The following is a 24,327-nucleotide window of genomic DNA, read 5'->3' as shown; positions in this document are numbered from 1 at the left end:
TTCGATGCGTGTAACACAGGGGATGCTGAGTAGTCAAATCCTGTCCGACATACAGAACAACTATCAACAATTGAGTACGCTTCAGAACGAATCGGCGACGGGTCATAAGATTAACGCGCCATCTGATGATCCTATTGGTGTTCAACAGGTGATTCAGTTGACGAATGAGACGTCGTTTGACTCGCAGTACGAACAAAACGCAACAAACGCACAGGCTCAGCTCAACTTTGTGAGCAGTACGATGACAGAAGCGCAAAATCTCCTCAGCAACGCTCGTGATTTGGCGCTGCAAGGCGCTAATTCCACGGAAACGCCAAGTGATATGCAAGCCATCGCTGCGGAGGTTGGACAACTTTATAACCAAATGGTCACTATTGGAAACACACAGTACAACGGGCAATATATCTTCAATGGACAGGACACGGATACCCCTCCGTATCCACCGCAGGCGGCCAATCTCACGCCTGATCAGGCGACAGGAGACTTAGATCCGTCAACGAAGGTGACGAATTCAGGCAAGGTATATGTGAGTCTGGGCAATGGTGTAACCTTGCCTGTCAGTGCATCGGGCAGTGATTTTTTCCAAGCAGCACCGTCTGACTCGTCTTCCTCGGGGGCGTCCTCCGGGTCATCACAGAACGCGTTTTCGTTGTTGAGTCAACTGTATACGGCACTGAACAATGGTGACACGACGCAAGTAGGTAACTTGGTTTCCGGTATTGACTCCGTTCTTGACAATATGAATCAGCAACAGGCCAATGTGGGGTCTTTGATCAATCGAGCGGAGATGATGCAAACCAGAATGTCGAACTTGTCGGATAGTGTGACCAAACAGCTGTCTAACGTTCAAGATGCCGATATGGCCACTGTGTTGACACAATTGAACTCGGCAATGGCCGTTCAGGAGGCGAGCCTGGAAGTGGGGGCGCAGGCCTTACCTCAGACGCTCGTCAACTTTCTGAAATAAAGCCAAGAAAAAGTTGTCGATGTGTGCAAGTTTTACCCGGATTTACGGATGTATTAGATGAACAGCTACTAGAGTGGTAGCTGAAGTTGAAACCGTAAGGGAGAGAACCGATATGGCAATGACCATTGGCCACAACCTTGGCGCAATGAACGCGTTGTCTGCATTGAACAGCAACTCCAATGCACTGCAAAACGCGTTGCAACAACTGTCGACCGGTAAGAAAATCAACAGCGCAGCCGATAATGCTTCTGGATACGCAATTTCACAGAAGATGCAGGCGCAGATTAATGGCTTGAATCAATCTTCACAAAATGCGCAAGATGGGATTTCGTTGATTCAAACTGCATCTGGCGCGTTGTCGCAGACGACGAGCATTCTTCAACAGATGCGCCAATTGGCTGTGCAGGCTTCGAATAGTACTACTACTGATTCGGATAGGTCAGATCTGCAAACTGAGTTCAATCAGTTGGCTAGCCAGATTAATAACATTGGCAATACCACTCAGTTCAACACTAAGAATCTCTTGGATGGTTCCTTGGATTCACAGACAGCTTCGGGGTCGCAGAATGCTGCAGTGTTTAGCTCGGCGCTTGGGAACCCAACTTCGGCTTCGATTGAGACGGGCAGCCCTGTAGCGACAGGTGACTTTGCTAATCTAACCTCAAGTACCGCAACGATTTCTGTAGATGGAGCAAATATTTCCTTTAATACTGATCCAACTACGTATAAAGCGTTTGATGACGGTACCAACGTCAACACCGACGGATTGGCGAAACAATTGCAATCTGATATCAATGCGGGTATTGACGCCTACAACAAACAAAATGGCACGTCGATATCGCATGTAACGGTGACGGATCCGGGAGCTGATGCAAACGGCCAAAATGGTAGCATTCAAATCACTTCTGGCACATCTGGTAACACCTCTACGTTATCATTTACTGCTGACGCAGCAGGAGATGATATCTGGAGTGCACTCAACGGTATCACTGCTCCAACCTCTGCTACAGAATTTCAGGCTACAGGTAGCGAAGGACAGTTGAGTGTAACTGGTGCTGCAGAATTGAACGCTCTTTCTCCCACTGATAGCTTGACTGCTACGATTGATGGGAAATCCATTAACGTTAACCTTGCGGAGACCGGAGCAGGCGGCTACACCACCTCCACAGATATGACTGATGTCGCTTCGAAACTTCAGGATGACCTCAACAATGCAATTGATGCTTATAACCAGACTGTACCGTCATCTGGTCAAGTTGATCATGTTACAGTAGGGGTTAAAGACGGGAAACTCGAAGTAGAAAGTGGCAATACTTCGGACGCAAGTTCGGTATCCTTCGATGATAGCAATGCATCCCAACTTTTGGGTCTGGCTAACCAAAGCAGCAGCAGCCAGGGCGGTGGTTTAACGTTCCAAATTGGCGCGAATACGGGTCAAACGATGACGTTGCAAATCGGAGACATGCGGGCTGAGGCTTTGGGAATTACGAGCACGGCTGGCACGGCTGGCTATGGTGCGGTGAACGATGTCAACGATGGCACAGATAATAACAATGTGGAAGCGGCACTTGATATCACGAATACGGATAGTGCGGATAAAGCTATCAACACCATTGATAATGCCATCCAAACAGTCACGACCGAGCAGGCAAACTTGGGTGCCGTACAAAACCGCCTCCAAAGCACCATCAGCAACTTGTCGTCTACCTCGCAAAACTTGACGACTGCTGAGTCTGGCATTACGGATACGGATATGGCTTCGACCATGGCTGAATTTACACAGGACAACGTGCTTCAACAGGCTGCGGTTTCGATGTTGGCACAAGCAAACCAACAGCCACAGTTGGTCCTCAAACTTTTAAGCTGATTTCTTTGTATCACCAACAGAGGCCGGGCGCATTCGTCGCGTCCGGCTCATCCTGAGTTACGACACTTGAATTCTTTCGAAGGGTGGCGACTGGCTTGACATACATTGGTACTTTATCAGGTGGAAGTTCCTCGTCTAGCAGCAGTTCTTCCAGTGCAATTGATTTTACGGGCGGTATTTCAGGGCTCGCATCTGGTATTGATACGGATAGCATTATCCAAGGGCTGATGGAGTCGGCGCAGGAGCCTTTGATTCAATTGTTGCAACAGCGCCAAATTACTCAGTGGAAACAAGCTAGCTATCAACGGGTGGATAATACGCTCAACGATTTGAAGAGTAATTTGTCGTCGTTACAACTGCAATCCACATTCTTGCAAACCACCACGTCATCTAGTAATAGCTCGCTCGTATCGGCGACGTCGAACACACAGTCTCCCAGTGGTTCGTACAGTGTGAAAACATACCAATTAGCGTCTGGGGCAACCGTTTCGTCTTCGAAGACGCTGTCGACCAGTAGTTCATACGCTGATACACCGTTGGCCCAACTGTCTTCGAGTTTTGGTCAGTCTACTAGTGAAAGTTTTACACTGAATGGTCAAACGTTCACGTTTAATCCGCAGACGGCCACAATTAATACGATTTTGCAACAAATCAATGCGCACCCGTCGGCTGGCGTGTCCGGATTCTACGATACTAATACGGGTAAAGTTGTCTTACAGACGACGTCGACCGGGACCGGTGCAAAGATTGAGGTCTCGAATGACACAGCGGGACTCTTTTCCAATGTGTTTGGGCTGGCGCAGACGAATGCAGCGGGGTCAGCATCACAACCGATGGTGATTGACGCATCTTACACCACGCAAAATGGAGAGGACGTTTCTACTCAAGATGGGACCGTCGATATCAATGGAACGAAGTTCGCGTTTACGGCTGGTCAGTCGTTTAGTGAGATTGCGAGTCTCATTACCGCACAGTCATCACAAACAGGTGTTTCTGCTACATACGATGCGACAAATCATCAGTTGGAATTGTTTGGTGCTACGACGGCAAGTCAGACACTGAATTTCAGTCAAATGCCGTCCGCAGGTGATGTGCTGAATGTAGATGGGAAGACGATTGCGTTTTACGATAGCACGACCGGGACGAAACCCACGGCAGATTACACAATCGATTTGAGTGCGGTCACAACGCCTGAGGATGTCGCTTCCGCTGTGGCGAGTGATATTGGTAGCGATACGACGCTGGAGAATGAGTTGAGTGCGACGGTCGTTAATGGAACGAGTGTCATTTTGAATGCTACGTCGTATGGTAGTAGTGGTAACTTTACGACGCAATATACGCCAAGCAATGCAACCGTGACATTTGGTGCACAGACGCTTGGCACTTCGGGTTCCTCTGGTACGCCGACGACGCAAAATATCACATTTTCGAGTGTTCCGGCAGCCGGGGATTCGATGACCATTGCGGGACAGACAATTCAATTTTATGATAGTTCCACTGAATCCGCGCCGACCGGTACGAACATTACGGCGATTGATGTGAACAATCAGACCCCGTCTGGTATTGCAACGGCTGTGGCCGAGGCGCTCACCGGCGGTGCTACCGGTACCGCGAGCGGGAATGTGGTGACGGCTACGGCGACGTCGAATGGCTCGCAATCGTTGGACATCACGTACGAGTATGCCTCCGCTCCGGTATCCGGCACTGGCGCGACGGATGTACAGGATACGCAGTTGTACTCCGGTATCGCGGTGACAGACCCGACGGTTGATCCGACGACGACTTCAGTGACCGACACAATGTTGGGAACCATTGAGTCCACGGGATTGCCGACGAGTGTGCAAACGGGATCGGATGCGTACTATTCTGTCAACGGGTATGTCACGTCCAGTCAGTCAAATCAGGCGACCTACAACAATATCACATTTAATTTAAATGGGGTAACGGGACCGAGTTCCTCCGTGAACGTTACGGTTTCCGCCAATACGGACGCTATCGTTCAGGCCATCACCAATTTCGTGCAGCAGTACAACGAGACTTTGCAATATATGCAGGGACAATACAATACGACGAGAAACTACGATTACGCGCCATTAACGCAAGCGCAGGCATCGCAAATGACAGATACTCAGATTACTGAGTGGAATCAGAAGGCTCAAGCAGGAATGCTGGAGAATGATCAGCTGCTTGGCAGCGTCATGAATAATCTTAAGAACGTCATTAGCTCGACTGTTCCTGGGCAGCCTACGGTCAATATCAATGGGCAACAGACGACGCTTAATTCGCTCGCATCGATTGGTATTTCACCCATTGACGTGATGAATGGCGTCAGCAGTGGAGCCACTGCGCCAGGTGTGACGACTTCCGGGTACAATACGTACGGGTTGTTGCAAATCAACACAGCGCAACTGCAGGCGGCGGTCGAGGCGGATCCGACTGCAGTGATGAATTTGTTTACTTCATCCGGTACAGGGATTGCGAAACAGTTATATACCACTACGTCAAACAGCATCACTCAAATTCAACAGCAAGCGGGTACGGGAGATACGTATGACCCTACCGGGCCGAACGCGAACGCGACCTCTTCGTCCTCGACAACGGATGACAGTAACCTGCTCGCGTATACGTTGATTGACCCGAATGCCGATTTGACGACTTTATTCAGCCTGGATTCTGCGAATACGAGTTTCTTAGGAGAACAAGTGTCGACGATGGATTCCCAAGCCACGGCGATGAACCAACAATTGCAGCAGTTGCAACAACGCTATCAAACGGAGTATGCAAATATGGAATCTGCAATTGAGGCAGTGAACGCCCAATCATCGTACATTGTGTCGATGATGGGTGGGTCCAGTAGTTAAACGACTTGAGGTGAGACGCTGAGTGGGTCAGCAAGAACTGATGAGCCAAATTGAGAAGATGAAGTCGATTGGTGAACGTATCCTTGCCCAGTTGGAGGACGCCAGCGTCTCGTTCGAATCTATCGAACGTGGTTTGTGTGAGCGCGAGACCGCGTTTGAAAAATTCCAGGAGGTCGTTGAGATGCTGCTGGACAAGCGGGAATTATTCAGTTGTTCGGATGAGCTTCAGCGAATACTGCAGCAAAATGCACGCATCTCTCTTGGGATTTCTGAACGTCGAGAAGGTGTCCGGCAGGCCATGGCGAAAGTCTCTGCTTCGCAGCGTTTCGCAAAATCGTCTTTGCCTACTGTACAGGGGCGTATGGTGGATATCGAACTTTAAGTGAAAGGATGATTGTTGTGAGTTACGCGAGTCGTGCCTCAATGGCGTACAAATCAACTGCGGTACAAACAAGTAACGAGAAGTTGGTTGTGATGTTGTATGACGGCTGGCTATCAGCATTGGAGATTGCGAAAGATGCAATTGAGACTGGTGATTTGGCGCGAGCTCATACGCAGTTAGTCAAAGCCCAGAATATCGTGAATGAGTTGAACAATACGTTGGACATGCAGTATGAGGTGTCCAAGCAACTTCGTCAATTATACGAGTTTTTCCTACGGCAGTTGGTTGAAGCGAATGTCCAAAAGAGCGTTCAGCCGATTGTGGAGCAATATCCCATCGTGAAGGGATTGCGGGATACTTGGGAACAAGCTATTAAACAATTGGGCGCTTCGATGGTCTAAGATAAGTCGAATTGACTTGACGCGCGTACGGTGCGGCCCAAGACTTTCAACGACATACACCCAAGGCGGGTTCCTTCTACGCGCAAGTCGCTAAGGTGGGAACAAAATGACCATTCAACCAATTTTCAACGTAAACTCCAGTTCAAGTATGACTCCGAATGATGTGGAACCCATTCAGAACGGATTCCCTGTTGGTTCTCCGCCAACAGTTTCGGTGGAGCAGCCAGAGGAAGCGTCCAGTTCAGTGAACGCTGAAAAAGCAAAATCTGAACCAACCTCAACCTTTGATAAATTGCTTGATGATTGGAAACAGCACGCGATTCAACCGAATTTGAGCGTGCAATTTGCGAAAGATGCACCGACAAACGAAATATGGATGAATCTGGTGGATAATTCGACTGGACAGGTCGTGTACAAGTTCCCGCCTGAGGCCATGCGTATGCTGAAAGAGCATAAACAGGCGAACGGCCTTGTTACGGATGTACGCACGTGATTGTTTGGTTTGTTCGGTGCATCCACGCTTTGCGTTAGCTTTTGTTGAGAAGTGTGGGTTTGGAATGGATATCTGTAAATTCAAACATCGGTGACTACTCTAACTCCCCCAACTGCGGTATAATATATCCACACGAAGGAGGAGTTGTCTATGAAAATTCAAGTTCATGGCGACAACATTTCTGTCACCTCGGCGCTCCAGGATTATGTGGATAAGAAGATTGGACGGCTTACGCGGCTGTTTGAGGGCGAAGCTGACAAGGACATCCATGTAACCATGTCCGTTGAAGGAACGTTTCATCGCGTGGAAATGACAGTGTACGTGCATGGCGTGATCTTCCGGGCGGAAGAGAAGTCGCAAGACATGTATGCCTCCATTGATTTGGTTACGGATAAGCTTGAATTACAGGTACAGCGTTACAAGGAAAAGGTAAACCGCCGTTTTCGCGAGAAAGGGTTGCGGACGCAGATTCGCCAGACCACGCTTCACGGCAGACTTTCAGATACAGCAGACCAAGTGGACGAGCCCAAAGTGGTGCGCGTGAAACGTTTCCCCATTAAACCGATGAGCGTGGAAGAGGCCACGTTGCAGATGGACTTGCTAGACCACGACTTTTTCGTCTTCACCAATGCCGAAACGGATGAGGTGAACGTCGTTTATCGCCGGAAAAACGGGGATTATGGCTTGATTGAACCACAGGGTTGATTGCCTCTGGTGGTTTATGTATGAGTGAAGGACATTTATACAAGATTCTACAGACGCCTGCGACTCGCGGGCGTCTGTTGTATATTCACGTCTGTTCTATCGAATCTCACTTCGCCCTTCACATCATTGATGACAAAATGCACAAATTTACTTTTTCTTTCGACAAAATTCGACTTATACTAGTAGAGTCACCGTAGAGGCGTATGAATGTGCAGGAGTCGTACGCTGCTACAAATATAGCGGCGCGGTAGGGGAACATTATAATGAATCGGTTATCTTTTATCGGGCTCTATGCCATTCAGCTAGCGATAATCTTGCTGCTGGCGGTGCTTTACCCAACGAAGATCTTTATATTCTTGGGACTCATTGCAGTCGCTTTTGCAGTGATGTCGTACTATGCAAAACCGATGTATGGATTCATTGCTCTATCGACTGGCATCGCATGTGTCGGTTTTTTATTTGTATTGATTTCGTGGATTGCACCAACGGGTCTTGAACTCCAGGCACTGTTCATTGCAAAGCACATGGCTATTACGGTGTTGTACACGACGACGTGGTTGACTGCGACGTTTACGCGAAGAATGGTCTTGCAGTATCGCCAGGCTATCGAAAGAGTCCAACGTTTAGAAAAATATACTATGACTCAGGGTGTCCTAACGGTGAATGAGTTTCAATATCGGCTGGATGATGTATATACTGGCGCGAGGCGGCGCGGAGAAGGCGCTTATGTGCTTTTCTTGCGGGTGGTCAACGACCAGAGAAGCTTTCAGTTGGTGGATACGCTTGTCGCTCAGTTGGAAAGAGCTGCTTTGCAATCTGTCCGAAGTAAGTTTGATATTGTGGGGAAATTGGCTGATGACACGATTGGTCTCGTGCTTCAGAACACGGATGCGCGTGGCGTGTCCATTGTAACGGATAGATTTTTTCATTTGCTGAGTGAGCAGTTGAACGCAAAGGCAACAGAGATGTTAGAGATCTCTTCGTATCATCTGATTAATCAGCGGGGAGAAATTGTCCGTCTGCTAGAGGCGTATTATCCGCGAGGCACATTTGTAGATCGGAGCGCGCTGTAATGACCATTACGTTACTCGTGATTGCAATCGCCTTTTGGGTGCTGTTGGTCTATTACACAGTGTTGACTATTGGGGGTGCGATATTTCGAGCCAAGGCATCGTCTAAGTCTTCTTTGGCGCTCGAAAGCTATCCGAGTGTGAGCGTTTTGATACCGGCTCACAACGAAGGGAAAGTTTTGGGGAACACGTTGAGAGCGATGGTTCAGTTGGTGTATCCGGGTGACTTGACTGTGTACGTGTTAAATGACAATTCTCAGGATGAGACCGGAGAAGTGGCTGATGCGTATGCGGAGGTATTCACCAGGATTCAACATGTTCGAGTGCCTTCAGGCAGTCCTCAAGGGAAGTCTCGGGTGCTCAACTATGGACTCTCTCTCGCCAAGTCAGACTATGTGGCGGTCTACGACGCTGACAATCAGCCTGAACCGCAGGCCTTGAAATTGTTGGTCGAGGCGGCGGTTCGAACACCTGGTGCCGCAGGTGCGGTGGGGTATGTGAAAACGCTCAATGAGCAGCGCAACTGGTTGACGCGGATGATTTCTCTTGAGTTTTCCACATTTCAACTTTTGATGCAGTCGGGGAGATGGTGTTTTTTTAAACTGGGATCTCTGACGGGAACCAATATGCTCGTTAAGCGGTCAGACTTATTGGATGTGGGGGGGTGGGATCCCTATGCACTCGCCGAAGATGCAGAATTGACGCTGCAGTTGACTGCTAAAGGCAAATTGTTGCCGATTGTGCCGGAGTCCCGCACTTGGGAACAAGAGCCGGAAACTGTGCGGGTGTGGTTGCGGCAGCGTACGCGGTGGATGCAAGGCAATTTGTATCTTATCGAGAAGACGCTGAGGACGCCGAGCTGGATTCGGGGCAGAGTGCTCATCCACACGCTGCAGACGCTCCTGGTTTACGTGTGTTTTGTGTTCTTTTTGCTGGTTTCTGATGTCTGGTTTGTTCTCGGTTTGTTTGGTGTGGTACATACGGAGTACATTCGAACACCTTTGTTGTTGATTTGGGCCGAATCTTGGTTGTTGTACTCCCTCCAAATTTTTAGCGCACTGATGACCGATTCAAATGTAACCATTCGAAATGTCATTGGCGTATCCTTGATGTACTTTTCGTATGCGCAGATGTGGATTTATTTGCTTGTTCGCGCGTCGCTGAAGCACATCAAGCATCGTTTGTCGCACGCGGAAGTCACTTGGGACAAGACCATTCGTTTTTAAATGAGGGTGGCAGTCAAGCGCGGTAGGGTAGGAACTTCGGCTATTGGAAATGATCTGGTTATATTAAGTTAACCTGTACTTTTGTACCCAGTGACACCTTCCTGTTGTGATATTGCCTTCCCCTACGGTACAATCTGTTATTAGAGGTTGATTGCGATTCACCTCGTCCCTTCGTCTGTCTGTCGAAACTTGACGGATGGATGCAGTTGTGGGGGCGTAGATGGGGGATCGACGGCTCTAGGAATCTTTATGGGGGTGTAACCGTTCGGTGGGACTCCTCAAGCAAGTATTTAACTCCAACGAACGCGATATTGCACGTTTGCGCCGGAAAATTGAGAAGATCAATGGCCTGGAAGCGCAGTTTGAACATATGTCGGACGAGGAACTTCAGGCGATGACACCGGCGTTCCGCCAGCGACTGGAGAACGGGGAAAAGCTTGACGACCTGCTTCCTGAAGCATTTGCAGTTGTGCGGGAGGCGGCCAAGCGCGTCTTGGGGCAACGTCATTATGACGTACAGCTGATGGGCGGCATCGTTCTGCACGAAGGCCGTGTGGCGGAGATGAAGACTGGTGAAGGGAAAACCTTGGTCGCTACGCTTCCGTCGTATTTGAACGGATTGACGGGCAAGGGCGTGCACGTCGTGACGGTCAATGATTACTTGGCTAAGCGCGACGCGGAAATTACGGGACAGGTACACAGATTTCTCGGTTTAACCGTTGGCTATAATGGCCACGACATGACGCCGCAGCAAAAGCGAGAAGCGTATGCTGCCGACGTGACGTACGGGACGAATAATGAATTTGGGTTTGACTACCTGCGCGATAACATGGTGATGTCGCTCGAAGATATGGTACAGCGGACACTCCATTTCGCCATCGTCGACGAAGTCGACTCGATTCTGATCGACGAGGCGCGGACTCCGCTTATTATTTCGGGTCCTGCGGAGAAATCGGCCGATTTATACTTCCGCGCCGATTTGTTTGTCCGCCGTTTGCGCAGGGACGAGGATTATGAAATTGACGAGAAGATGCGCACGGCGAACCTGACGGATTCGGGTGTGCATAAGGCCGAGCAATACTTTAAGGTCGAGAACTTGTTTGATCCTGACAACGTTACGCTGATGCACCACATCACGCAGGCGTTGAAGGCGCATGGTCTGATGCACCGCGACAAGGACTATGTCGTAATGGGCGATGAGATTTGCATTGTCGACGAGTTTACGGGTCGTTTGATGGAAGGGCGCCGTTACAGCGAGGGTTTGCATCAGGCGATTGAAGCGAAGGAAGGCGTCCGCGTCCAAAACGAATCGAAGACGCTGGCGACTATCACGCTGCAAAACTACTTCCGCATGTACAACAAGCTGTCGGGTATGACGGGTACGGCCAAGACGGAGGAGAAGGAGTTTATCGAGATTTACGGCATGGATGTCGTAACCATCCCGACGAACCGCCCACTTCGCCGCCAAGACCTCGGAGACGTCATCTACAAGACAGAGGCGGCCAAGTTTAACGCGGTGGTCAACGAGATAGCAGCACGGCATGAGAAGGGGCAGCCGGTGCTTGTCGGTACGACGTCTGTGGACAAGTCGGAGCGGCTGTCGCAGATGTTACACGCCAAGGGCGTGCCACACCAGGTGTTGAATGCGAAGCACCACGCGCGCGAGGCGGAAATCGTGTCGCTCGCGGGCCAACCTGGGATGGTGACCATTGCAACGAATATGGCTGGGCGCGGTACGGACATCCTGCTCGGTGAAGGCGTCGCAGAAGTAGGCGGTTTGCACATCATCGGGACGGAGCGACATGAGAGCCGACGGATTGACAATCAGTTGCGTGGTCGCGCTGGGCGCCAGGGGGACCCGGGTTCGTCGCAGTTCTTCTTGTCGCTCGAAGACGACTTGCTGCGTCTGTTTGGTTCGGAGAACATCAAGCGGATGATGGATAGGCTGGGGCTTGAAGAAGATCAGCCAATTGAGCACCGCATGTTGACGAGCGCGATGGAGCGGGCGCAGAAGAAAGTCGAAGGCAACAACTACGACACGCGCAAACACGTCCTCCGTTACGACGACGTGATGAACAAGCAGCGTGAAGTGATTTACAAGCAGCGCCGCCAGATTCTCGAGACGGAAAATCTGCGGAGCATTATCGAGGGAATGGGCAAAGATCTCATCAGCCACATGCTGGATGTGTATTGCTCCGAGGAGCAGATTCCAGAGGATTGGGATATCAAAGGGCTGCTTCAGTACGCAGAGCGGCATTTCTTGACACCGGGGCAGGTGCAAGAAGAAGAGCTTCGCAAACTGGAACGGGACGAGCTCCAAGAGAAACTCATGGCGCTGTTCGTCGAGAATTACGACGCGCGCGAGGAGGAACTGGGTGAGTTCTTGCGACAGTTGGAGCGGCTTGTGTTGTTGCGGACGGTCGATTCCAAGTGGATGGATCACATCGACGCGATGGATCAATTCCGCCAAGGCGTCCACCTGCGTTCGTATGGCCAAGCTGACCCGCTCGTCATTTACCAACGTGAGGGCTTTGAGATGTTTGAGGCGATGATTCACAGCATCGAAGAGGAAGTTGTCCTCTACGTATTCAAGGCGACGGTTCAACAGGCACCACAACCTATTGAGATGCACGATTCGGTCGGTGGTTAATCGGTCAAACGAGACGAAACCTTCTATCGTGCGCTCGTGCGGTTGATGTGCGTGGCACATCAACTTGCCGGATTTGATACAATGAATGACACACGCAACGTTTTGTAGGCAGTTCGGTTGCCGAGCGGAGGCGCGCCAGTTTGGTGTCGCCTCCGAAACTGTGTCCGAACGCCGATTTTGAAGGAGTGACAGTTGTGGCAGAGACATTTGGCGAGCTTCGCCAAGATTTAAAGACTATGGCTACTCGTTTAGCGGACTTCGGGAGGTCTCTTTGACGTCGCTGCCAAAGAGACCCGCATTGCAACATTAGAAGATCAGATGACGGCGGCGGACTTCTGGGATGACCAAGCGAAAGCGCAGAAGGTGATTTCCGAAGTCAACGCGCTGAAGTCGGTTGTGGAAAAGATGAACGAAATGACGCAACTGCATAGCGATGCAGAGGTTGCGTTGGAATTGGCACAAGAGGAAAACGATATGGACTTGTTCGCCGAAGCGAACGAGTTGGCAGCGAAACTCAAGGCTGGCATGGATTCGTTTGAATTAGAGCTGATGCTCTCCGGCGAGTATGACGCGAACAATGCCATTCTCGAATTGCACCCTGGGGCAGGTGGCACCGAGTCGCAGGACTGGGCGTCGATTTTGTTGCGTATGTACACCCGTTGGGCGGAAGATCACGGTTATAAAGTGGATGTTCTTGACTATCTGCCGGGTGACGAGGCAGGCATCAAAAGTGTCACCTTGTTGATTAAGGGGCATAATGCGTACGGGTATCTAAAAGCGGAGAAGGGCGTGCACCGCCTGGTCCGCATCTCGCCGTTTGACTCGTCTGGGCGCCGACACACGTCGTTTGCGTCGGTCGACGTCATTCCTGAAATCACCGAAGATAATTCGGACATCGAGGTGCGGCCAGAGGAATTACGCATTGACACGTACCGTTCCACGGGAGCTGGTGGACAGCACGTCAACACCACCGATTCCGCGGTGCGCATTACACACTTGCCGACTGGGATTGTGGTCAGCTGTCAAAGTGAGCGGTCACAGATTCAGAACCGCGCTGTCGCGATGAACTTGTTGAAGGCGCGACTGGCCGAGAAGCGGCGGGAAGAGCGCGAGGCGGAGTTGGCGGAACTGCGCGGGGAGCAAAAGGATATCGGCTGGGGCAGCCAAATCCGCTCGTACGTGTTCCACCCGTATTCGATGGTGAAAGACCACCGGACGAACGAGGAAATCGGCAACGTTCACGCGGTGGTCGATGGGATGTTAGATCCGTTTATTAACGCGTATCTGCGCTGGCAACTGGCACGTGAGCAAGCGCGCGAACAGGCGAACCAGGGTTAAGGTAGAGGTAACGAAGAACCGCGCGATGACCGCTTGGCAAGACGTCGGGCGGTCTTTGGCGCGGTTCGCGCAGCGTGGCGAACTTGTTTTCGTCGTTCTAATCCTTTATATTTTTAATGCCCTTACCAAACTTTTTCCGTTTCTCTGCATGTTTAAATTGGCTTGTTGTACAATGATAAACAGAAATATATACAAAGAACAGGACGTGATTTGGAGTGGAGAATCAGACAACCCATCAATTGCCTCCACATGTGTTTGTATTGTTCGGGGCGACAGGCGATCTTGCACGCCGTAAACTTTTCCCGGCTTTGTATCAATTGCATCGTAAGGGCTCGTTGGCCGATGGTATCAGCATCGTCGGTACCGCTCGCTCGCAATACACGCACGAGGCGTTCCGCGATGAAGTACATAAAGCACTGAAGGAATTTGTGAAGGAAGACATTGAGGACGCGGTGTGGCAATCGTTCGCGAAGCGTATCCACTATGTACAAGGCAATGTGGATCGTCTGGAAGATTTCGAGCGCCTTCGCGATTTTGTGCTCGAATTGGAGCAAAAGGCTGATCACGGCGGCAATCGCATGTTCTACCTATCCATGGCTCCGCGCTTTTTTGGCGAGACTGCTCTGTATCTGAAGCAGAGTGGACTGGCTGACACGAAGGGCTGGCGCCGACTGATTATCGAGAAGCCGTTCGGGCACGACTACGCGTCTGCGGCTGAGTTGAACGACCAACTGGCAACGGCGTTCGCAGAGGAAGAGATTTACCGCATTGACCATTATCTCGGCAAGGAAATGGTTCAAAACATCGAGGTCATTCGTTTTGCGAACTCCATGTTCGAACCCCTCTGGGACAACCGTTCGATTGCATCGGTGCAAATCACTTCAAGTGAGACGGTGGGTGTCGAGGACCGCGCATCGTACTACGAGACGTCTGGCGCACTGCGCGACATGATTCAAAACCACATGTTGCAAATGGTCATGATGACGGCCATGGAGCCACCAAGCCGTCTGCGTACGGAAGCGATTCGCGACGAGAAGGTGAAGGTCCTTCGTTCGTTGCGTCGCTATAGCGTCGATGAAGTGAAGAACTACGTCGTGCGCGGTCAGTACACTGCGGGGCAGATGAATGGCAAGGCTGTGCCAGGTTATTTGGAAGAACCAAATGTTGCGCCAAACTCGCAAACCGACACGTTCGTTGCGGCGAAGCTGTTTATTGACAACTTCCGCTGGGCTGGCGTTCCGTTCTACATCCGTACAGGGAAACGCATGCCGGTCAAATCGACGGAGATTGTGGTGCAGTTCCGCAACATGCCGAAACACTTGTACTTCAACCAAGCGGGCAACCTCGGGCCGAACCTGTTGGTTATTCGCATCAACCCGGTCGAAGGCATGTACATGCAGTTGAACGTGAAGCGCCCGGGTACCGACAACGTCGTGGTGCCCATTGCGATGGAGTTTAGCCAATCGGCAGACAAGTCTCCAGAAGCTTACGAGCGCCTGTTGCACGATGCGATGATTGGCGATTCCACGTTCTTCACGCGTTGGGATGAGGTGTCCCTCGCTTGGAAGTTTGTTGATCCCATTGCAGAAGCGTTCCGCACTGGTGCTGTGCCACTGTACACTTATGCGGCTGGCGAATGGGGCCCACAGGCGGCACACGACTTGGTCAAGGAGAACCCAGGGCTGTGGTGGCCAGTGTATGGGGATCAAACCCCGTCCGTGGAAACTGTGGTGAGCCGTGAACGCGCGAACGCCGTGGAGGTGAAGTACTAAGATGGCTCGCACGATTTATGATGTGAGCATGCTCATCCACGAGGGCGTGCAGGTCTATAAGAACAAGGACGAAAAACGGCCGCGGTTCGAGACGACCTCTGATTTCTCGACGGGTTCAAGTCACGAAACGCGCATTCACATGGACGCACATACGGGGACGCACATTGATGCGCCCCTGCACATGATTCCAGATGGTAAGACAATTGAAACGGTCAAGTTGAAGCAGTTGGTCGGCAACTGCCGCGTGTTAGACCTCACGGATGTCGAGGGTGGCATTGGCCGGGCGGATCTTGAACCGCACAAACCGCAACCAGGCGAGTTTTTGTTGTTCAAGACGAAAAACTCGTGGGATGAGGAATTCAACTACGAGTTTATCTACTTGGCACAGGATGGCGCGGAGTATTTGGCAGATATCGGCATTACTGGCGTCGGTATTGACGGATTGGGTGTAGAACGCGCCCAACCCGGCCATGAGACGCACACTGCGCTCTTGAGCAAAGATATTGTCATCATTGAGGGTTTGCGGTTGAAGAACGTGCCAGCTGGCGAGTACTTCATGGTGGCCGCTCCGCTCAAGTTGACGGGTATTGACGCCGCACCGGCGCGCGTGATGCTGTTTGAGGGTGTTGGCTTTCTTGACTGAACGCACGCACCCGCCTTTCTTGGTGGCGGTTGTCGAAGATGACGACCAATTGGCGAGCACGTTAGCTCGCCAATTGGTGCGTTACGAGTTTGAACCGGTTCTTCTCGATTGCCGGCAGGATATTGCGCGCGCTGTAGATGACATTTCTCCACACATTGTTTTACTTGATATCAACTTGCCGAAGTACGACGGTTTCTACTGGTGTCGACGCATTCGCGAATCGAGTGTTGCACCTATCATCTTCGTGTCGGCACGCAACGCAGGTATGGACCAGGTCTTCGCTTTGGAAAACGGCGGCGACGATTATATCGTCAAACCCTTTGATATGGACGTGCTAGTCGCTAAACTGCGCGCTCAAATTCGCAGAGCTTATGGATCGTACGCCAATGCGCCAGATGTTGTTCGTGACGCCGTAGAGTCGTTGGCCTTTGGACCGTTTGAACTGAATGTTCGAAAGATGCAGGTTGGGTTTCAGGGACATTGGACAGCCCTGACGAAGACAGAGTTTGAATTGCTCCGAACGCTCATGGAAGCAAAGGGTGCTGTTGTGTCGCGCGACTTGTTGCTCACGGCACTTTGGGATGATACGACGTTTGTGGACGACAATACGCTCACGGTCAACGTGACGCGGTTGCGCAAACGTCTGACAGAGCTTGGTGCGACAGATGTGATTCGCACGGTTCGCGGTGTCGGCTATCAGTTGGTGGTAGAGGAATCTCTGGGATGACGATGGGTGGGGAAGGACGTATGCGAATATCGCCCATTCGAATCTATGCGCGCGACATTTGGGTACCGGTGATGTGCGTCGTGCTAGGCCTCGTCGTCGGTATCGGCACGGTGTGGCTCGCGGGCGTGAGCAGAGGTCACCACCAACGCGCCAGCGTCTCGGACGCGCTTTACGGGTTTTTGCTCGCACTTTTCATCTCTATCATGGGTTTTGCTTTTCATTATCTTCGCAGGCGGCGTTTGCTTTCCGTTGTGACGCGGCAACTTGTGCAATCGAATCTACCTTTGGATGCCGCTGATAGTTTGCGGCGCTACGCGACAACTGCCGAACATCTGTACATCACCCAGTTGCTAGAATCCTATCTGGCTGCATACCGTGAAGATTTGCAGCAGGCGGAATCAAAACGCCGGTTTTATGAGCATTTCACGACGCGTTTTGCCCATCAGATGAAAACCCCGCTCACGGTTTTGCGACTCCTTACAAAAGAACTTTTGGCGGACGCGGTACAGCGGGACACTGAGCCCGCGCAGGCGCTCTCACCCACTATCGACGAGATGCAAGCGGAACTCACCAAGTTGGAAACGGCTTTAGATACGATGCTATACACGGCGCGGTTACAATCCTTTTCCTTCGACGTGCGCATGGTTCGGCTGCCGTTGGCGCCGTTATTGCGCCAAGTTATCAACGAACATAAAACTTCGTGGATCCGCCAGAAAATCTATCCCCGCCTCGACGTACCTGGGCACCTGGAAGTGACATCCGATGAGAAATGGCTGCGATTCATCTGTGACCAAATCGTCCGCAACGCCTTGCAGTATGGGTACAAAGTCGACACATCTGGGCGCGCTACGAACGAGCCGGCCACATTTGTCATTGCTGCAACGGAAGACGACGAATGGATCCGTGTGACGTTTTGCGACGAGGGCATTGGTATGCATCCGCGAGATCTGCGGCGGATGTTTGAGCCTTTTTATACTGGGGAAAACGGTAGAACTCACTCGCGCGCCACAGGAATGGGTCTCTATCTCGCTGCGGAGGCGGCACAGCGCCTTGGTATCACGTTGTCCGCGGAATCGGTTCTTCACGAAGGGACAACGGTGTCGGTCGTCATTCCCAAATCCTCCTTTATCGCGCCTTACGTTGAATCCAGTCGTGAGGTGACAAAATTGTAAGGTATAAGCGACGGTCTGTAAGGTTGGCACGAGGCGCCAATTGCTCTTCGCGTGTGACAATGGGGACAACAACATTCACGTCCCCGTGTCGCTATGTAGGAGTGGGGGCAAAAGGACAAGGAGTGAGTGATATGCCGATTCTTACAGCCAATCGGCTGGTGAAGGTATACGGAGGTGAGCCGGGCGCGCAAGTTCGAGCGCTCGACGGTGTGGATTTCGCCATTGAGCCGGGGGAATTTGTCGCCATCATGGGTCCGTCCGGCAGTGGCAAGACGACGCTGCTCAATATTTTGGCAGGGCTCGACAAGCCGACGGGTGGTCAACTGGTGGTTGACGGACAATCTGTCGAAACGCTGTCAGGGGATGCACTGGCGTTGTTTCGCCGGCGCAAACTTGGGTTCGTCTTTCAGGACTTCAATCTGCTCGACACGCTGACGTTGGCCGAGAACGTGGCACTCCCACTGACGCTTGACAAATATCCAGCGCGCGAAGTACACAAGCGAGTGGAGGACGTTATGGCTCGGCTGGGACTCCAGGAGAGTCAAAGGCGTTATCCATACGAAGTCTCCGGTGGGCAGCAGCAGCGCGCGGCCGTCGCCCGTGCGATTGTCCACCAGCCTGCGATTGTGCTGGCCGACGAGCCGACGGGTAACCTCGACTCCGCTTCCGCACGCACACTTTTGGAGACATTTTCTTCTTTGCACGAGTCCCATGGGACGACGTTGCTGATGGTCACGCATGATGCACTTGCGGCGAGCTATAGTGACAGAGTGTTCTTTATCCAAGACGGTAAGGTCTATAGCCGCCTCGACAGAGACGGGCCACGCGAATCGTTCTTTCAGGAGATTCTGCACACGTTGTCGGTGTTGGAGGTGAAATGCCATGACATTCGGCCAACTCGTCCGTAAAAATGTCGTGCGCCAAAAGCGCCTTTACATCGGGTATATCGCGTCGAGCAGCGTGTCCGTGATGATTTTGTTTATGTTTATGAATTTCGTGTATAACCCGGCGGTCGTCGGAGGTTACATGCCCGCAGGCGCCCGAATGGTGATGCTGGTGAGTGGTTGGCTCGTCGCTTTATTCTCTGTGTTTTTCATCTTTTACTTCCACACCGCGATGCTGCGATTGCGAGGTCAGGAGTTTGGCCTCCTGCAAGTCCTTGGCATGACCCCAAAGCAAATGGGTCGCATGGTGATTCGGGAGAGCGCGATGATTGATGGTGTCGCGCTTGGACTGGGACTTCTTTTCGGACTTCTATTCACTAAGCTGTTTCTCTTGGCCGTCGGCGATTTATTGGTACTGCCTATGGAAATCCCGTTCGCTGTGCCCGCCAAGTCGTGGTTAGTCACATGTATCGTGTTTATTCTCATCTTCGCGCTTGAGGGTGCCTTGATGGCGTTTCGCATTCGGCGTCGCGGTCCGAAGCATCTGCTATTCAGCAGCCGATCCCGCCAAAAACCCCCCCACCCTTCGCTTCTTCTCGCGGGCTTGGGTGTCGTCTGTGTCGCCGTCGGGTACTACTTGGCCATCGCGCAGAGCGTGCGGACATTGGAAACGCTCATTGGACTCGTGGTCATTATCGCCCTCGTGGTCATCGGGACGTACCTTATCTACACGCAGGTTTTGGTATGGGTACTCATGCGTTTGCGTGGGCGCGTACGCACTGGCGTCGCGCTGTTGACGGTCAGCCGACTCGCCTATCGCATGAAAGACCATGCCAGGGCACTCACCGTCATCGCGACATTGTCCGCCGTGGTGATGACCGGGGCAGGCACGATGTTAGGGTTTCTGTCGGTACTCAAACAGGGCGACGTCGTCCGCCAGCCGTTCGCGGTGATGACCTGGACCAACGTCAATCATCCATTGTCACATACATCCGCGGATCTCGCGCATCAACTAAATGCTTCAGGTGCCAAGGTGACACAGGAACTGGACGCAACCGCGCTCGCTGGTACACTGCAAAAAGGTACAGGACAGCGCGGGGTGTATCCGGTAAGTGTGGTGTCGAGATCGACCTTTCAGCGCTTTGTGACGGCTATCCAATCCGCCCACAAACAGGTCGCCTACATGTACCCTGACGTACCGAAGCTCGCAGTGGGGCATGCCTTATACGTGGCGAGTTTCCCCGTGACGGTGCCGAATGAATTTCACGACACACAAGCAAAGCTGACCGTCGGTCGCGACAACGCGGCATCGGTCGTCGTCGATAGACAAATCAGCGAGCGCACATTTAATTTCGGTACGACTGCTATCAGCGACAATCTACTCGTCGTGTCAGACGCTGATTTCCGCCACCTGAAAGCCATCGCACCGCCCGCGTCCATCTGGACGGCGCATGCGTTTACGGTCGCCAATCCGACGAAGGTACCTGCCACCATGAAACAACAGTTCCCCTCGTCGCAGGTGAATGTGGCAGAACCAACTGATCAGTCGCTTGTCGGCTTGTTTTCGACGATGATCTTCTCAGGCATGTTCATCTCGCTGATGATGTTGCTCGCCTGTGGCAATACGTTGTATTTCCGACTCCTGAACAACCGGGCGGAGGACGGTATTCAGTTTCGAGCCCTCCGCCGCATTGGCATCACCCACCGCGAACTGGGCCGCGTGCTGACCGTGGAGTTTAGCGTCATGTTCTTCTTTCCCTTCGTGCTGGCGGCCATGCACGCTATCGTTGCCATGATTGACTTCCGTCACGTGCTCGCCTTGCCGGGTCGCCTGTGGCCAGTGAGTCTCGCGGTGTTACTCGCATATCTCGCGTTCATGGTGATTTACTTCATCGCCGCGCGCATTACGTATCCCCGCCAACTCCACATCGACGACCCACGCCGCGCCCGCTGAGGCGCGGTATGCGGGTTGGCTGTTGACGACAGCCAGTTCCTACGAAGGGCCCCTTTACATATCTAGTCATCTTTCGTATAATATAGCCTGTTCCCTGTATGCGGAAGTGGCTCAGGGGTAGAGCATCGCCTTGCCAAGGCGAGGGTCGCGGGTTCGAATCCCGTCTTCCGCTCCAAGTTTTACAAGGGCCCATAGCTCAGTTGGTTAGAGCGGCCGGCTCATAACCGGTTGGTCCTAGGTTCGAGTCCTAGTGGGCCCACCACAAAAAGCCAAAAACCCTTGTGAATCAAGGGTTTTTGTTATTTTCAACTACAAATGATCTACAAATCTTCTTTTCCTCCCCGTTCGTGCGACATCATTTTTTCCAATTTTCCCACCGCTTCGCGTTGCAATCTCTTCGTGACATGACTATACACGTCAGCCGTTACCGTGATTGACGAGTGACCTAAACGTTGACTCACCGTCTTAAGGTCAACTCCGCTTTCCAAAAGCCATGTTGCGTGCGTGTGGCGTAAATCATGGAACGTCACCAGCGGAAGATCGAGTGCCGTCAATGCGGCCTTGACACCTGCGTGCTATAGGTCCTACAAGGTGGGCATTCGGAACCTGCAGAAGCAGCTGGACTACATCATGCCGAGCATGACCGCTAGGTACGACCTGGCTGAAGGGTCTCATGGCACGTTCTTCATCTCGTCGTCGACCGAAAAGTACGCCATTGACCGGATCGAATCGAAGCGGGCGCTTGACCTGCACGAACAGATTGCTCATTATCAGATGATTGTCGATTCGATTGACAAGGCGCTTAAACGTGAACTGACGAAGAACGCTCGTTTGTGGAAGTGCGGTACTTCAAGCAGTGGTCTATACGGCGAACCGCTGAGGCATTGGGATACAGCGAGAAGAATATTTTTGTGATTCGGAGCCGTGTGATGGAAAAACTAACGATCTGCCTGAGCAACGTGATTTGGTCGCCAGTTGCAGACCGCAAGTGACAAACCCGCTGGTGCTTCAGCCAGCGGGTTCCGTGTGAGAAGAGTCACCGTCATTTGATCCTGTTGTCACGTCGTCGCTAAACCGCGGTACCTCGATGCCCAGATGATGCATAAGAGCCTCCTGAAGTACGCGCGAAAAGTTAACATGCCGTTCCTCAGCCGCAGTTTTTAGCCAACGCGGTAAAGTGACTGTTTTGTTAACGGACTTATCCATATAGTTATCGCGGTATGGCGGCATCCAGGCTTCGATTAACATCACTCTTTGGTTTGCTGCCACATCAAAGTTCTCCCCCGTACTAGCTGGAGGGATTGGATCTCCATCTTCTTCAAGGATGGAGAGAAAACCAGCGAGCACGTCCTTGGCCAGTCGTGTAGCTTCCATCAAGTCAGCGCCGCCGGTAAAGCAACCTTCAAGATCGGGAAATTCAACGGACACGCCATCGTCTTCAAAAGTAAACACCGCAGGATATACATAACGGTCAGGCAGCTTGCTCATCCTCTTATATCCCTTCCTTTCGGAGCGGGCCTCTTTACCAAAGACCCGCTTGTTTAAAGATGTTGCGCCGAGTCCCATACGGCACATCTTTCTGTGGATGGGGAACCGGAATTGGGGGCTTCCCTTTGTCCGGGTTTACGAACCAGTGATGACTGCCTTTGATTCTGTCCAGTTCCCATCCGTGCGCCTTGAGGATCGCAATGATTTCCGCCGAACTGTAACTTTTGTTTTTGTCCACTATCGGCTTTTCTTTCATCGATAGAACCGATCCCCCTTTCGGCACTTATATAATAACACTGGTAAAAACACGTGTCAATATTGGGCGCTGGTAAAAACACGTGTGTCTTTGTACGTAGCACGTGCATTAGAGTTTTTGGTGAGTTTTTTTGGATTTTCTGCATCGAAAAACGCGCTATCATGATACCAACGGTGAATATCCCCTGGGGCGTCCGAGATGGACGCCTAATTTGTTATGACCAGGCGTTGTCAGGGCGTGCGAACCTTTGCTCGTTCGGGCGTCCGTTAGGAGAGGACTTGGGATGCGGATCGAAACCGTGAAGCTCGAAAACCTAATACCGGCTGAGTACAATCCCCGTATTGATCTTCAGCCTGGGGACCCTGAATACGAGAAGTTGAAGCGAAGCATCGAGGAATTTGGGCTGGTGGAGCCGATTGTCTGGAATCAGAGAACCGGGAAAGTGGTTGGTGGCCATCAACGCCTGAAAATCCTGCAGGACCTTGGTGTTGCGGAGACAGACGTCGTCATCGTTGATTTGGACGAGACACGGGAGAAAGCTCTGAATCTCGCACTCAACAAGATCGAAGGCGAGATCGAGAAACTGATGACTGACTTCTCTCTCTCCAGCGAGGATGAGATCCGGGATGACAACTTCGACGCGGATGAGGCGCTCGAGGACATCGTGGTGCCAAACACACGCCGCGGCGTAATCTGGCGTTTTGGTCGACATCTGCTGCTCTGTGGCGATGCGACCAGGAGAGAGGATGTCTTGCGGCTCATGGCTGGGCACAAGGCACAAATGGTGTGCACGGACCCACCGTACAACGTGAACTACCAGGGCGAGGCAGGAAGTATCAAAAACGACCACATGAGCGAACGCGAGTTCTACGAGTGTATTTGATAGCCTAAAAGTACCCCACTGGAACAATCGAAAATTCCCCCACCCTATGATAGCCTCACTACGGTGAGGTGGTTGAGGAGATGATTCGATTGAAGCAGAAGCAGGAGATTCTGCTGGCCTATTTTCACGAGGGAATTTCTCAAAGGGAGATTGCAAGAAGGACAGGGATGGATAGAAAGACGATTCGCAAATACATCGTCGAATATGAGCAGCAGCGGGAGGAGTTAATTCGAACCAAGGATCCAATGAGGATAGGCGTATTGACGGAGGGGATTGTCCAGGCGCCCAAGTATCAAGTCGGTGCTCATTCTGAGCTTGAGAACTCTGGCGTCTGTATCAGTTATGGTAGCGTGTTACGAACCCGAAGTTCACGTACAAGAAATACCTTGAGGACTTGTCTGTGCCTGACCTTCCGCCAGATGCGCAACAGAAGCTTAAGCTGTTAAAGAGCCTCGATTTCATTAAGGAGGGCCACAAGGTGTGGTTCATGACTGTGCCCATCCTCGTGAACCGACTGCGTGAAAGCCGCACGGAACATACGCTGCGCCAGTTTCAAAGCCGGTTCGAACGGTACGACCTCGTCATCGC

At 51.8% G+C, this 24,327-nt stretch carries 22 protein-coding genes, 2 tRNA genes and 2 pseudogenes; 23 read left to right on the top strand and 3 right to left on the bottom strand.

The features are described 5' to 3' along the window. Nucleotides 1-4 precede the first annotated feature (4 nt). From flgL to J3482_RS11505, 19 genes are all read left to right on the top strand, one after another. A complete protein-coding gene (gene flgL, locus J3482_RS11595; protein ID WP_146823901.1) occupies nt 5-967 on the top strand; it encodes a flagellar hook-associated protein FlgL in 963 nt (320 codons plus the stop codon). Between the two features lie 112 nt (nt 968-1,079). Beyond that, complete coding sequence (locus J3482_RS11590) at nt 1,080-2,834, top strand: flagellin N-terminal helical domain-containing protein (protein ID WP_206922454.1); 1,755 nt, start codon at nt 1,080-1,082, stop codon at nt 2,832-2,834. Nucleotides 2,835-2,929: 95 nt separating this feature from the next. Continuing rightward, nucleotides 2,930-5,695: a flagellar filament capping protein FliD gene (gene fliD / locus J3482_RS11585; protein WP_206922453.1), complete on the top strand. Its 2,766-nt coding sequence runs from the start codon at nt 2,930-2,932 to the stop codon at nt 5,693-5,695. Between the two features lie 22 nt (nt 5,696-5,717). Further along, entirely contained in the window at nt 5,718-6,077 is a 360-nt protein-coding gene (locus J3482_RS11580; protein ID WP_206922452.1) for a hypothetical protein, read from the top strand. Nucleotides 6,078-6,094: 17 nt separating this feature from the next. Then, entirely contained in the window at nt 6,095-6,478 is a 384-nt protein-coding gene (gene fliS, locus J3482_RS11575) for a flagellar export chaperone FliS (protein ID WP_188332308.1), read from the top strand. A 106-nt stretch (nt 6,479-6,584) separates the two neighbouring features. Beyond that, nucleotides 6,585-6,971, top strand: a complete 387-nt coding sequence (locus tag J3482_RS11570; protein ID WP_206922451.1) for a flagellar protein FlaG — start codon at nt 6,585-6,587, stop codon at nt 6,969-6,971. A gap of 150 nt (nt 6,972-7,121) precedes the next feature. Next, on the top strand, nt 7,122-7,676 hold the full coding sequence (hpf, locus tag J3482_RS11565; RefSeq protein ID WP_146823907.1) for a ribosome hibernation-promoting factor, HPF/YfiA family: 555 nt from the start codon (nt 7,122-7,124) through the stop codon (nt 7,674-7,676). A 263-nt stretch (nt 7,677-7,939) separates the two neighbouring features. After that, nucleotides 7,940-8,749 (top strand): PleD family two-component system response regulator, encoded by an 810-nt coding sequence (locus J3482_RS11560; RefSeq protein WP_206922450.1) that lies wholly within the window; start codon nt 7,940-7,942, stop codon nt 8,747-8,749. Further along, nucleotides 8,749-9,972, top strand: a complete 1,224-nt coding sequence (locus J3482_RS11555) for a glycosyltransferase family 2 protein (RefSeq protein ID WP_206922449.1) — start codon at nt 8,749-8,751, stop codon at nt 9,970-9,972. The genes J3482_RS11560 and J3482_RS11555 overlap by 1 nt, the downstream gene beginning before the upstream one ends. Nucleotides 9,973-10,240: 268 nt before the next feature. Continuing rightward, nucleotides 10,241-12,622, top strand: coding sequence for a preprotein translocase subunit SecA (secA, locus tag J3482_RS11550; RefSeq protein WP_206922448.1), 2,382 nt, complete (start codon nt 10,241-10,243; stop codon nt 12,620-12,622). A 194-nt stretch (nt 12,623-12,816) separates the two neighbouring features. Next, nucleotides 12,817-13,960, top strand: a protein-coding gene (gene prfB / locus J3482_RS11545; RefSeq protein ID WP_328702697.1) for a peptide chain release factor 2 whose coding sequence is annotated in 2 segments (ribosomal slippage) — nt 12,817-12,894 and nt 12,896-13,960 — 1,143 coding nt in all. Because the reading frame shifts where the segments join, the coding sequence is not laid out codon by codon here. A 215-nt stretch (nt 13,961-14,175) separates the two neighbouring features. After that, nucleotides 14,176-15,732, top strand: coding sequence for a glucose-6-phosphate dehydrogenase (gene zwf / locus J3482_RS11540; RefSeq protein ID WP_328702248.1), 1,557 nt, complete (start codon nt 14,176-14,178; stop codon nt 15,730-15,732). A gap of 1 nt (nt 15,733) precedes the next feature. Next, complete coding sequence (locus J3482_RS11535) at nt 15,734-16,375, top strand: cyclase family protein (RefSeq protein WP_206917151.1); 642 nt, start codon at nt 15,734-15,736, stop codon at nt 16,373-16,375. Beyond that, nucleotides 16,368-17,102, top strand: a complete 735-nt coding sequence (locus J3482_RS11530; protein WP_188332309.1) for a response regulator transcription factor — start codon at nt 16,368-16,370, stop codon at nt 17,100-17,102. Before J3482_RS11535 ends, J3482_RS11530 begins: the two co-directional genes overlap by 8 nt. Nucleotides 17,103-17,122: 20 nt before the next feature. Further along, nucleotides 17,123-18,274, top strand: a complete 1,152-nt coding sequence (locus J3482_RS11525; protein ID WP_188332310.1) for a sensor histidine kinase — start codon at nt 17,123-17,125, stop codon at nt 18,272-18,274. A 131-nt stretch (nt 18,275-18,405) separates the two neighbouring features. Next, nucleotides 18,406-19,182 carry an ABC transporter ATP-binding protein gene (locus tag J3482_RS11520; RefSeq protein ID WP_206922447.1) on the top strand — a complete coding sequence of 259 codons (777 nt, stop codon included), beginning with the start codon at nt 18,406-18,408 and terminating at the stop codon, nt 19,180-19,182. After that, the gene (locus J3482_RS11515; protein WP_206922446.1) at nt 19,157-21,112 is read left to right on the top strand and encodes an ABC transporter permease; all 1,956 of its coding nucleotides are present in this window, start codon (nt 19,157-19,159) and stop codon (nt 21,110-21,112) included. Before J3482_RS11520 ends, J3482_RS11515 begins: the two co-directional genes overlap by 26 nt. A gap of 100 nt (nt 21,113-21,212) precedes the next feature. Then, nucleotides 21,213-21,287: transfer RNA gene (locus tag J3482_RS11510), tRNA-Gly, on the top strand. 10 nt (nt 21,288-21,297) lie between these two features. Continuing rightward, nucleotides 21,298-21,374, top strand: a tRNA-Ile gene (locus J3482_RS11505). Between the two features lie 58 nt (nt 21,375-21,432). On the opposite strand, the gene J3482_RS11500 is transcribed toward J3482_RS11505, so the two are convergent. After that, nucleotides 21,433-21,666: a tyrosine-type recombinase/integrase gene (locus J3482_RS11500; RefSeq protein ID WP_146823912.1), complete on the bottom strand. Its 234-nt coding sequence runs from the start codon at nt 21,664-21,666 to the stop codon at nt 21,433-21,435. 76 nt (nt 21,667-21,742) lie between these two features. Here J3482_RS11500 and J3482_RS11495 point away from each other — a divergent pair, with 76 nt between their 5' ends. Beyond that, nucleotides 21,743-22,027 carry a hypothetical protein gene (locus J3482_RS11495; protein ID WP_236018171.1) on the top strand — a complete coding sequence of 95 codons (285 nt, stop codon included), beginning with the start codon at nt 21,743-21,745 and terminating at the stop codon, nt 22,025-22,027. Between the two features lie 93 nt (nt 22,028-22,120). On the opposite strand, the gene J3482_RS11490 is transcribed toward J3482_RS11495, so the two are convergent. Together J3482_RS11490 and J3482_RS11485 are read right to left on the bottom strand one after the other, a co-directional pair. Further along, nucleotides 22,121-22,600, bottom strand: a complete 480-nt coding sequence (locus J3482_RS11490; protein ID WP_206922445.1) for a type II toxin-antitoxin system HicB family antitoxin — start codon at nt 22,598-22,600, stop codon at nt 22,121-22,123. A 34-nt stretch (nt 22,601-22,634) separates the two neighbouring features. Continuing rightward, nucleotides 22,635-22,856, bottom strand: a complete 222-nt coding sequence (locus J3482_RS11485; protein ID WP_206922444.1) for a type II toxin-antitoxin system HicA family toxin — start codon at nt 22,854-22,856, stop codon at nt 22,635-22,637. Between the two features lie 283 nt (nt 22,857-23,139). On the opposite strand from J3482_RS11485, the gene J3482_RS11480 reads away from it, so the two are divergent. The 3 genes and pseudogenes from J3482_RS11480 to J3482_RS22155 all read left to right on the top strand — a co-directional run. After that, nucleotides 23,140-23,739 carry a ParB N-terminal domain-containing protein gene (locus J3482_RS11480; RefSeq protein ID WP_206922443.1) on the top strand — a complete coding sequence of 200 codons (600 nt, stop codon included), beginning with the start codon at nt 23,140-23,142 and terminating at the stop codon, nt 23,737-23,739. A gap of 80 nt (nt 23,740-23,819) precedes the next feature. Then, nucleotides 23,820-23,949: pseudogene (locus tag J3482_RS22160) on the top strand (helix-turn-helix domain-containing protein); the annotation flags it as partial. 139 nt (nt 23,950-24,088) lie between these two features. Then, nucleotides 24,089-24,327 (top strand): annotated as a pseudogene (locus J3482_RS22155) (AAA family ATPase); the annotation flags it as partial.

The organism is Alicyclobacillus suci, assembly GCF_017329615.1.
Classification (GTDB): Bacteria; Bacillota; Bacilli; order Alicyclobacillales; family Alicyclobacillaceae; genus Alicyclobacillus; species Alicyclobacillus suci.
Note: the sequence above shows the minus strand (reverse complement) of the source record. Positions and strands in the feature narration are given on the sequence as shown.